The 264-nt window shown below is 54.9% G+C and carries 1 protein-coding gene; it reads right to left on the bottom strand.

From position 1 onward, the window contains the following. On the bottom strand, positions 1-264 hold a 264-nt coding region (locus BK665_RS33685), incomplete at both ends, for a glycosyltransferase (protein ID WP_123410661.1).

Below are 264 nucleotides of genomic sequence, written 5' to 3'. Positions count from 1 at the left end.
ATAGCTGGAGAAATGGTTGATATAGTTGACGCCCGTCAGGAGAACGGGATCGTAGGCTGGTTTCAGCATCATCCCTGTGGGCTTCAGCGTGTCGTCGACGACCAATTCGTCGGTATAGAGAAAATTCGTGCGTGGATTTTGTTCGAAGGCATGCCGCACGACCTTGAACGTATGTGGCGCGATCATGTCGTCATGGTCCAGAAAGGCAACCCATAGGCCACGGGTCTGAGACAGCCTGGCATTGGTGGCAGCCGCTATGCCGCC

Source organism: Pseudomonas frederiksbergensis (assembly GCF_003732665.1).
Lineage (GTDB): Bacteria > Pseudomonadota > Gammaproteobacteria > Pseudomonadales > Pseudomonadaceae > Aquipseudomonas > Aquipseudomonas frederiksbergensis_G.
The sequence above is the reverse complement of the archived record's forward strand: the minus strand, read 5'-3'. Positions and strand labels throughout refer to the sequence as shown.